The 10,361-nt window shown below is 68.4% G+C and carries 10 protein-coding genes; 3 read left to right on the forward strand and 7 right to left on the reverse strand.

Annotation, left to right across the window (positions count from 1 at the left end; all coding sequences use genetic code 11):
- Window positions 1-36 precede the first annotated feature (36 nt).
- On the reverse strand, window positions 37-819 hold the full coding sequence (locus AXA74_RS21610; protein WP_029581261.1) for a DODA-type extradiol aromatic ring-opening family dioxygenase: 783 nt from the start codon (window positions 817-819) through the stop codon (window positions 37-39).
- Window positions 820-982: 163 nt separating this feature from the next.
- On the opposite strand from AXA74_RS21610, the gene AXA74_RS21615 reads away from it, so the two are divergent.
- The 3 genes from AXA74_RS21615 (at window position 983) to efp (ending at window position 3,994) form a co-directional block, all read left to right on the forward strand.
- The gene (locus tag AXA74_RS21615) at window positions 983-2,182 is read left to right on the forward strand and encodes a DUF2863 family protein (protein ID WP_029581262.1); all 1,200 of its coding nucleotides are present in this window, start codon (window positions 983-985) and stop codon (window positions 2,180-2,182) included.
- Between the two features lie 6 nt (window positions 2,183-2,188).
- Complete coding sequence (gene earP / locus AXA74_RS21620) at window positions 2,189-3,277, forward strand: elongation factor P maturation arginine rhamnosyltransferase EarP (RefSeq protein ID WP_029581263.1); 1,089 nt, start codon at window positions 2,189-2,191, stop codon at window positions 3,275-3,277.
- Between the two features lie 159 nt (window positions 3,278-3,436).
- A complete protein-coding gene (gene efp, locus AXA74_RS21625) occupies window positions 3,437-3,994 on the forward strand; it encodes an elongation factor P (protein ID WP_029581264.1) in 558 nt (185 codons plus the stop codon).
- Window positions 3,995-4,048: 54 nt separating this feature from the next.
- Here the strand turns inward: efp and AXA74_RS21630 are convergent, their stop codons facing one another.
- The 6 genes from AXA74_RS21630 to AXA74_RS21655 form a co-directional block, all read right to left on the reverse strand.
- On the reverse strand, window positions 4,049-5,041 hold the full coding sequence (locus AXA74_RS21630) for a porin (protein WP_048940274.1): 993 nt from the start codon (window positions 5,039-5,041) through the stop codon (window positions 4,049-4,051).
- 149 nt (window positions 5,042-5,190) lie between these two features.
- Window positions 5,191-5,619: a DUF1178 family protein gene (locus AXA74_RS21635; protein WP_032955878.1), complete on the reverse strand. Its 429-nt coding sequence runs from the start codon at window positions 5,617-5,619 to the stop codon at window positions 5,191-5,193.
- Between the two features lie 65 nt (window positions 5,620-5,684).
- Window positions 5,685-6,380: a DUF2968 domain-containing protein gene (locus AXA74_RS21640; protein ID WP_029581267.1), complete on the reverse strand. Its 696-nt coding sequence runs from the start codon at window positions 6,378-6,380 to the stop codon at window positions 5,685-5,687.
- Between the two features lie 101 nt (window positions 6,381-6,481).
- Window positions 6,482-7,858, reverse strand: a complete 1,377-nt coding sequence (locus tag AXA74_RS21645) for a sigma 54-interacting transcriptional regulator (RefSeq protein WP_029581268.1) — start codon at window positions 7,856-7,858, stop codon at window positions 6,482-6,484.
- Between the two features lie 9 nt (window positions 7,859-7,867).
- Window positions 7,868-10,048, reverse strand: coding sequence for a TadG family pilus assembly protein (locus AXA74_RS21650; protein WP_029581269.1), 2,181 nt, complete (start codon window positions 10,046-10,048; stop codon window positions 7,868-7,870).
- An 8-nt stretch (window positions 10,049-10,056) separates the two neighbouring features.
- Window positions 10,057-10,361, reverse strand: a 305-nt coding sequence (locus AXA74_RS21655; RefSeq protein ID WP_060833318.1) for a DUF3613 domain-containing protein, incomplete at its 5' end; no start/stop codon positions are given.

A 10,361-nucleotide genomic window follows, 5' to 3' on the forward strand; every position in this document is an offset into this window, starting at 1 on the left:
AAACCGGGGCGTTGTGCTTGGCGCGGCGGCAAGGCCTCAGTCCGCCGTGCCGAACTGGTAGGCGTCCATGGCCAGCGCCGCGTAGCTGACCTCGTCGTTCAGGCGCCTGGCGGGCAGGCCGCCCGCCCCCAAGGCGACATAGAGTGGCATGAGATGATCGTCGTGCGGATGCGCCTGGCTCGCGCCGGGCGCCCGCGCCTGCCAGTCGAACAGCGCCTCCAGGTCGCCTTCGGCCAGGCGGTCCGCATACCATTGCTGGAAGCCGGGCACATAGGCGCTGGGCGGCGCCGATCGTGGCATGCGGACATCGCGCAGATTGTGCGTGAGCGACCCCGATCCGATGATGAGCACGCCTTCCTCGCGCAAGGGCGCCAGGGCCCGGCCAAGCTCGTACTGCGCACGGGCATCGCGCCCGACGTCCAGCGCCAGCTGCACGACAGGCACATCCGCCTGCGGATAGAGGTAGCGCAAGGGCACCCAGGCGCCATGGTCCAGCGGACGGCGGGCGTCGTCGGCCGCCTCGATGGCGGCGGCGGCCAGCACCTGGCGCACGCGCGCGGCCAGCCCGGGCGAGCCCGCGGGGCCATACTGCAACTGATACAGCTCGGGCGGGAAGCCGCCGAAGTCATGCCAGGCAATTTGCCGGTCGCGGGTGGACACGGCCAGGCCCTGCCCCATCCAATGGGGCGAGACCACCAGAATGCCTTCGGGCTTGGCGGGCTGGGCGGCGCTCCACTGCGCCAGCACGGCGCCGGTGCGTCCGGGCTCGACGGCAAGCATGGGAGAACCGTGGGAAACGAAGAGAACAGGCCAGGACATGGCAGTACATTCCGAAAGTGAATGATGGCATTGTGCGCGCATGGGCTTTGGCAATAAAGCCCTTATCCACACATGAACCATTCCGGAATTGGCAACAATTGGGGAGGCCGGACGCCGGGAGCGGTAAACTACGCTGTTACGCATCTTTTGACCCGACGAAGTCATGGCCCGTACCCGCAGCACCACCGCTCCCCGCTTGAACCGCGATGCCACCCGGCTGGTCAGCCTTGCCCAGGCCCTGAACCGCTCGGGCAGCCGTATCGAGGACGTGTACTGGGAAGCCCAGCTTGCCGAGGCCATCGGCAAGCTGCTGCGCCCGGGCAGCGACGGTCCGCTTGAGGCGGCCCTGGACCACCTGGCCCAGCGCGACATCGGCGCCTACGAAGTGCTGATCGAACAGGCCGAGACGCTGTCCGAGTCGATGAAAACCGACAAAAACGGCGTGCGCCACGACGTGCTGCTGCTGGTGGCGCCCGTGGTGGCCTGGACGCGCTATGCCATCCCCACCGGCCCCATCCCTGCCGCCGCGCAGCAGGCGCTGCTGGCCCAGCTGCACGGGCATGTGCTGGCGGCCAATACGCGCGTGGCGCTGCTGCCGCACCTGGTGAGCATCGACCAGATGCCGCGCACCTTCGCCGAGACCGCGCAATGGATGCAGCGCCTGGCCGGCCAGGCGCTGGGCGGCGCGCCCACGCGCACCATCATCGACACCGAGGCCGAGACGGCCAATATGCTGGCCGACACCCGCTACCTGGTCGCCGCCGTGGCGGTGCCCGAACATGCGCCGATTTTCCGCTGGCAGGAGCATCCCGAGGATGCCGAGGCCGGCCGCGATGCCTGCCTGGCCCGCTGGTCGGAGCAGGCCATGCCCACCCTGGCGACGCTGCTGCCGGGCTGCGGCCTGGAGTGCCTGCTGCCTGACGCCTATTACGTCAGCAACCGCGAGGCAGACCGCCGCGTGCGCCCCCTGTCGCTGCGCGCTGCCGTCAGCTGGCTGGAAGGCGCCACCAATCTGTCCGCCGACCAGCTGCGCGCCGTGATCGCGGCCTGCGGCCAGGAGCACATCGAGGAATACCGCATCGGCTTCACGCCGCGCAACAGCAACGATGTGTACTACGGCTGCGTCTGGCCGGTGTACGGCCGCGAGGAAGAGCAGGCCGACGACGAGGCGCCCGATGTGGCCGAGCAGATCGCCGCCCTGCTCAAGGAATACGGCGTGAGCGAAATCCGCCGCATCCCTGGCCGCCTGCAGGCCGAGTTCTGCGACGATTGCGGCGCGCCTTATTTTCCCGATCCGCTGGGTGTGCTCGTGCATGCCGAACTGCCGGAAGACGCCGAGGCCGTGCCGGCCAAGTTCCACTGAACCGCCATGCGCGCCGATATTTTCTGCCGCGTTGTCGACAACTACGGCGATATCGGCGTGTGCTGGCGCCTGGCCCGGCGGCTGCGCCAGGGCCGCGGCTGGCGGATCCGCCTCTGGGTCGACGACCTGCGGGCCTTTGCCCGGCTGCAGCCCGAGGTCGATCCGGCGGCCGAGCGCCAGCAGGTGCAGGACATCGACATCGTCCGCTGGGGCGAGCATCCCGACCTGGCGCCCGGCGACGTGGTGATCGAGGCGTTCGCCTGCGATCCGCCGGCCGGCTTCGTGCAGGCCATGCGGCAGCGCCAGCCGCCGCCGGCCTGGATCAACCTGGAGTACCTGAGCGCCGAGGATTGGGTGGAGACCTGCCATGGCCTGCCCTCGCAGCGCCCCGACGGTCTGGTCAAGCATTTTTTCTTCCCCGGGTTCACGCCTGCCACGGGCGGGCTGATACGGGAGCCCGGCCTGACGGCGGCGCGCGAGGCCTTCCAGGCCAGCCGCCCCGCGCAGGAGGATTTCCTGCGCCGCCTGGGCGTGACGCGCGCCCACCCCGACAGCCGGACGCTGACGCTTTTCTGCTATCCGCAGGCGCCCTATCGCGAGTTGGCCGCGGCCCTGGGCAATGCGCCCACCCTGCTGGTCGCCCCCGAAGGGGTGGCCCCGGGCCTGGAGGACGCCGCCGGCGCGGCGCTGCAAGTCGCCCGCGTGCCCTTCGTCAGCCAGCCGGATTTCGACCGGCTGCTGTGGTGCGCCGATATCAACTTCGTGCGCGGCGAAGACTCCTTCGTGCGGGCCGCCTGGGCGGCGCGCCCCCTGGTCTGGCAGATCTATCCCCAGGACGAAAACGTCCACCTGGAGAAACTCCAGGCCTGGCTGGCGCGCTACCCGGCGCCTGCCGCCGCGCGGGACCTGTTTTCCCTCTGGAATGAACCCCGGGCAGGCGCCGATTGGCCGGCCACGCTGCAGGCGGCCCTGCAGGGCCCGTCCTGGGAGGCGTGGCGCCAGGCCGCGCGCGACTGGGATGCCGGCTTTGCCGCGCGCCCCGATTTAGGGGACGCCCTTGCGGATTTCTGCGCGGAATTGACCAAGACGCGCTAGAATAGAGAGTTTTCTGCGAGTCTGCCGGCCGGCCCTCCGGTGTATCCCAGGCGCTTGCAAGGATCTTTTTTGACAGCCTCCCGGGGCGCGCATAGATGGTTAACTCCGCTCACGCGCACGCACGGCGAGCGCGCACTTTACCCCCCGGAGTTTTAATCGATGAAAACCGCTCAGGAATTGCGAGTCGGCAACGTGGTGATGGTCGGCAAGGACCCGCTCGTGGTCCAGAAGACCGAATACAACAAGTCCGGCCGTAACGCCGCCGTGGTCAAGCTGAAGTTCAAGAACCTGCTGACGGGTTCGGCCAGCGAGTCGGTCTACAAGGCCGATGAAAAGTTCGACATCGTCATGCTGGAACGCAAGGAGTGCACCTACTCCTACTTCGGCGACCCGATGTACGTCTTCATGGACGCCGACTACAACCAGTACGAGATCGAGGCCGAAAGCATGGGCGACGCCCTGAACTACCTCGAGGAAGCCATGCCGGTCGAAGTGGTGTTCTACGACGGCCGCGCCATCTCGGTCGAACTGCCCACCATCCTGGTCCGCGAAATCACCTACACCGAGCCGGCCGTCCGCGGCGACACCTCGGGCAAGGTGCTCAAGCCGGCCAAGATCAACACGGGTTTTGAACTGCAGGTTCCGCTGTTCTGCGCCATCGGCGACAAGATCGAAATCGATACGCGCACCAACGAGTACCGCAGCCGCGTCAACTAAGCACGCGACGCGCCGCAAACGCCCACCTCCCGGTGGGCGTTTGTTTTTGGGAATTCAAAAGCGATGGCGCAAGCCCGCGGCCCATACCTGGCGCCCGAACGGTCCCCCCGTGCGGCGGATGGCATAGGCGTAGAGATTGCTGCGTTTGGACAGGTCATATTGGTAGCCGGCGGCCAGGCTGTAGAAATCCAGGATGGAGGCGCGCTGCACGGCCAGGCGCAGCGTCGAGGCGGATCCCAGGCCGACATGCATCCCCGCCGCGATGGCCGAGTAAGGTTTCGGGCCGGCGGCCGGTCCGCGATTGACGTTGACCAGCCAGGCAAGGCCCAGGCTGGCGCCGAAACGGTCTTTCTTGTATGCCAGGGCCGCCTGGTGGTTGCGCGTGCGACGCCGGGTTTCCGCGTCGCGCGGCAAGAGACCGTCCAGCGTCAAGGCGGCCGTCCAATGGCCTTCTGCGTAGCGCAGCCCGGCCGTGTAGAGATGGTCGCGGCGGGCGTTTTTCTGTGCGTCGGCCTCGTGCACGCCCAAACTGTAGCCCAGGCCGAGCGTGAACGGCCCCATCGCGGGGGAGCGGTAGCTGACGAGCTTGTCGGCGATGGCGCTGGGCCCCACGTCGCCGTGGCCGGCCGGCATGACCAGGTCGCCGGCGCCGCCCCAGCCGCCATCGAAGCCCGCGTCCAGGCTGCCCCAGGCGCCCCCGAAGACGCTTTGGCGCCCAAGGCGCAGTTCGCCCGCCGCGGAGACCAGGCCGACGTAGGCGGCGGCATTGAAGAGGCGGCCGTCGAGCAGCAGCTTGCCATTGCCCGCATTGAAAACACTGGTGAGGTTGAAGACCGTCTTCAAGCCGCCGCCGAGGTCTTCGCTGCCCTGCAGCGCCCAGCGCGACGCGGACTGGCCGCCCGATCGCGTGGAGAACCGGCTCTGGCTGTCGCCGGTGCGGTAACTCATGCCCATGTCCACCACGCCGGACAGCCTCAACGAGGATGTCTGCGCGATCGCGGCGGGACAGATTGCCGCCGCCAGCATGGCGGCGAATATTTTTTTCATTCCAGTCTCCTCTGCGGCGTCTGCCGACGCAGGCAATGTGCGGGCGCGCGCGGCGGCGCCGCGATTTCCGCGGGCAATATCGGAAAAGCGGAAAGGAGAATGGAAAGTAGGATTACCGCGAGGCCGTCATGGGCCGGACGGCCCAGGGACTATTGCAGCTGGTCGTCGTCCAGGAAGGCCGGCAGGGACAGCACCTCGATGCCTTCTTCGGCCAGTTCCGCGCGTTCGTCGGCCGTGGCGGTGCCGCGGATGGGGCGCTCGGCCGCTTCGCCCTCGTGGATGCGCCGGGCCTCGGCGGCAAAGCCCGCGCCGACGTTTTCGGTCTGGCGGATGAGCTCGCGCACTTTGCGCATGACTTCGGCCTGCAGGGCGTTCGGGGCGGGCGCGGTCGCCGGTTGATGCAAGTGCGCAACATTGAGATGCGGCGCGGACAGGCGTTTGGTGATCGCGGCCGACGCGCAAACAGGACAGGTCAGCAGGCCGCGGGCCTGCTGGGCGTCATAGTCGTCATGCGAAGCGAACCAGCCCTCAAACACGTGGCCGTGCTCGCATTGGAGATCGAAAACTTTCAATGCCATGGCGGATAGATGGGGAATCCGGCCGGAAAAACAAGGGCTGGGAAAGCGCCGGCGGGCGCCTTCGTTTACTTGCGCCGCGGGGTGTTCAGGCGCATCTGCTCGGCCTGCAGGCTGTCGATCTGGCGCTGCAGGTTGCGCAGTTGCTCACGCACGTCCTTGTTCTGCTCGCTGAGGGCCTGGGTTTCCTGGCGCGACTGGGCCTGGCGGGCGGCGACCTGCTGCTCCTGCTCCTGGCGCAAGGCCTGGTCGGCCTGCAGGGAGGCCAGTTCGGCATTGCGGGCCGCCAGCTGCTGCTCGGCCTTGTTGTACTCGGCCTGCAGACGGATGCGCCGGATTTCGATATCGGCCAGCTCGGCGGAGCGGGCCACGAAGGAGCGATAGGTGGCTTCCGCCTGGGCCGGGCTCTTGGTCTTCACGACGCGCCAGAAGTCCTTCTGCTGGAACAGCGCGACGAAATAGGTTTGATCGTCGGGCTTGAACAACAGGCTGGCGCCGTAGCTGCCATTGTAGGCCGTGCGCAACTCGGATACCTGGCGGGACTGGATCAGCCCCTGCAGCTCGGTGGCGGTGGAGCTGGCGCGCGGCGCGGGCGCGGGCGGCGGCGGGGGCGTCACGGGCGTCGTCGCGGCGTCTTTGTTCTCGACCTGCTGCACCACCGGGCGCTCGGCTTCCGGCTGGGTGGTGGCGCAGGCGGCCAACGCGGACAGGATCGTGCCGGCCATGGCCAGGCGCGCGCCTTTCCCCAGGATATCGATCTTCATTCCTTCCCCTATGCGGTGAGTACCGAACTATAGCAACTAATGGAGAATATTCGTATCAGCTTTCACCCAGGAAACCCGGGATTGAATGCCATTTTCCCGCGCTATAGATCGGCCATTCCGTCGACGGCCTCGCCCTGGGCCTCGCCCAGGCGCAATTTGCGCATTTTTTCCCAGAGTACCTTGCGGCTGATGCCCAGGTGGTGGGCGGTATCCTGGCGCCGCCAGCCATGGCTTTCCAGCGCGGCCAGGATGCGCTCGCGCTCGGCCCGCTCGGCCTGGGTCAGGGCGGCTGGCGCAGGCGGGGCGCCGCACATGGCCGCCCCCTGCCCGTCCAGGATGCGCGCCAGCCGCTCGGGATCCCAGCCCTGCAGCTGGCGCCTGACGATGGCCACGCGCTCGGCCAGGTTGGACAGCTCGCGCACATTGCCCGGGAAGCGCAGGCCTTCCACGCGCTGCAGGATCCAGGCCGGCACCTCGTCGTGAACGCCATGCTGGCGCAGCAAGGCCGCAAAGAGCGCGCGCTTCTCGGCCGGCCCGCGCGACTCCAGATTGGGAATGCGCAGCTCGATGACCGCCAGGCGGTAGTAGAGATCGGCGCGGAAATCGCCCTCGGCGACCAGGGCGCGCAAGTCCTTGTTGGTCGCGGCCACCAGCCGGAAGGCCACCGGCACCTCGACGGCCGAGCCCAGCCGGGTCACGGTGTTCTGCTCCAGGACGCGCAAGAGCTTGACCTGCTGGTAGAGCGGCAGGTCGCCGATTTCGTCCAGGAACAGCGTGCCGCCATGGGCTTGTTCGAAATAGCCCTTGTGCGCGCCGACCGCGCCGGTGAAGGCGCCCTTGGCGTGGCCGAAGAAATGCGCCTCGAACAGGCCTTCCGGGATGGCGCCGCAATTGACCGCCACGAAAGGCCCGCCCGACCAGGAGGCCGCGTCGTGCAGCAGGCGCGCGATACGCTCCTTGCCGACGCCGGTTTCGCCGTGGATGAGCACATTGGAACGGCAATCGGCGAACATGCCGGCCTCGGCCAGCAGGTTGCGCATGGCCGGCGACTCGGCCACCAGGGCGGGCGGCGGCTTGGGCCCGTCGGGCGCCATGGCGCTCTGGGCGATGCCGGCCACCCGGAACAGGAGGCGGCGCAGTTCGGCGCCGCTGAAGGCCAGCGGCAACGTGTAGGAATACTCGGGGGGATAGAAACGCCGGTCATGGCTGCGCTCCTCGCCGGCCACCCAGATCACGGGAATGCCCTGCGTGGCCAGCCAGTCGCTGGAAAAGCGCCCATCGCCCATGATGGTCACGGACACGACGGCCACCGCCAGCCGCGTCGCGTCGCGATCCTGCGGCAGCGAGGTGGCCGAGGCGTCGGCATGGATGACCGTGGCGTCGTAGCCCGCCAGGGCGCGTTCGGTCCGCAGGGCAATATCCGAACTGCCCTCCCATACATAGACGTCCAGACCGTTGTTGAGCAGCGCTTCGCTCATGACCCCCTCTCAATAGACAAGCTGCACTCCTTTCCCGTCGCAATCCACGGATAGCATGTGCACATCGGTCAGGCCGAGCCTGAGGCCGAGCGTGTTGTTGATCAGCGGCTGCAGCACGGACGCGCCCACGGCGTCCAGCGCCGGCTGCAGGATCTTGAGCAGCAGGCCCACCAGGGCCGTCACCGCATTGGACGCATTGCCGGCTCCGGGCGCATTGTTGGGCGTGGTGCTCAGCGCGCTCTTGAGCTGGTTCAGGCAGCCTGCCTCGCTGCCCGCGAGATAGCCGCTGCAGCTGTTAAGCCCCAGCACGTCGAGCAGGCCATTGAGCAGCCCCCCCACCAGGCCCAGCACACCGTTGACCAGGCTGCCCACGCCTTGCAGCAGGCTGGGGATATTGAGCGTCAGGAGGCTGCCGAGGATGTTGAGGGTGGACCCCGTCAGGCCGCCCAGGAAGCCGCCCAGGCCGGAAGAAGCGTCCTTGACCTGGTTGAGCGCCGCCGTCAGGCGGTTGCCGCGGCAGGCGGGGGTGTTGGCCGAGCAGACCGAGCCCGCCGTGCCGTCCCAGAGCTGCTGCGCGAGCTGGTCGCGCACCTTGCCCTGGTTGGTCGAATTGAGCAACGAACTATTGTTCAAGCCATTGCCCACGACCAGGCCCAGCAAGGCGTCGGTGAGATTCTTGACCGTGCTGCCGATGGCCAGGGGGTTGCCGCCCTGCGGCAGGGCCTGGGTCTGGCCGGCATGGAAATCGGCCTGGCCGGTGGACGGCAGCGCCGCGACGTTGACCTTGGCCGTGTTGAGATTGGCCAGGCTCACGCCCAGGACGGACAGGTTGAGCAATGGCTGGCTGGCATAGCTGTCATCGCAGCTGTACTTGGTGGAGAACGGCCAATTGGCGTCGGCCCCGGCCGGCGGGCCGCCGATGCACATGCGCATGAGCGCCGCGTCGGCGCGCACCGTCGCCAGGTCGCGGTTCTGCGCGTCGCGCGCCGTGCACAGGCTGGTGATCGTGCCTTTGCCGGAGACCACGTCCACGGTCAGGGGGATATTGAGGTTGAAGCTCACCAGGTTGCCCAGGATGGACACCGGCTGCTTGTTGGGTGTGCTGATCTGGACAAAGGCGCGCACCTGGGCGGTATAGGCCTGGGTGCCCACGCCGCCAATGCCGATCGACGGCGGCTCGATCACGCTGGCCTTGGCGCTGATGGTCAGCAGGCCGGGCACCGTGATGGACTGGTCGGCCGCGACGGCATGCCCCTTGGTTCCCACGCCGATGGCCGTGGCCAGCACATCCAGCGCGCTCAACTGCACGTTGAGCGCCGACCCCACGTCCGGACCGGTGATATTGGCGAACAGGCCGGAGAGATTGCCCGCAGAACCCAGCCGCAGATCCAGATTGGACACGCCCAGCTTGCTCTGGATGGCGTTGAGCAGGCCGACATTGGCCGCCAGCAACTCCGGGCGCCCGGCCACCGTGACCACGGCATTCAGGACGTCGCCCAGCAGGCGCGTATTGGCGGCCAGCAGTTGATTGAAGTCGCCCAGCGAAATATCGGCCGGCACCGGGATGCCCAGTTGCTGCAACAGGCCGGCCGGCGTGATCTTGGCCGTGGCCAGGCCGGAGTCGTAGCCCGCCAGCGACGTGCCGCCCAGGTCCAGGCCCACTTGTTTGAGCAGGTTGGTCAGCACGCCCGGCTGGGTCGCGGCCAGGGTCGTGCCGACCCAGAAAGCGGCCACGGGCTCGGCCGGCCGCGCGGCGACGGCCTCGGCCTGCAGACTGCGGGAAGTGACATAGGGAAAGAGCGCCGACACCGGCAGGGACACCTGGACCCGCACCGCGTTCAGGCGTTCGCCCGCGGCGGGCGCGCGCACAAAGCGCGGCGCCAGCGCGGCGTTGCCCGGGTCCCAGCGATAGCAATCCACCTGGGGCGGCGCGAGGGCCGAAGCATAGTTGCTCAGGTTCTGGCGCACATTGGCCGTCGCCGCCGTCCTGGCCCAGGTGCAGGTCGTGCCGTCCAGCATCTGGGCGGCCGTCAGGGCGGCCAGGTCGGCGGCCTTTTGCAGCTCGCGCTTGACGTAATAGAAATAGCCCAGCTGGGCGCCGCCCAACAGGATGATGCCGACCAGGATGATGAGCGCGGCCGACACCAGGATGGAGCCGCGTTGACGCCACGCTCGGTTGCGCCCATGCATGATAGGGCCTATTGGCTCATGCCCAGGCCGCCGCCCGAGCCGCCCTTGCCGCTGGTCGCGCTGCTGGCGAACCACGGCGGCAGCGGGTGTTCGAAGCTTTTGAGATAACGCCGCCAGGCCGCCGTGGCCACCGGGCCTTGCAGGCGCAGGCCCGGCCCCGCGCGGCGGCCGTCGGCCTGGGCGGCCATCAGGGCCCGGGTGACATCGCCGGGGTTTTCCTCGACGAAAGCGGTTTGCGCCGGCGGGGCCGCCGGCGCGGCCGCGGCCGGCGGCGTGGACACGTCGACCTGGCGCACCACGGCCGGCGCCGCGG

Source organism: Bordetella hinzii LMG 13501 (assembly GCF_001548475.1).
Lineage (GTDB): Bacteria > Pseudomonadota > Gammaproteobacteria > Burkholderiales > Burkholderiaceae_B > Bordetella > Bordetella hinzii.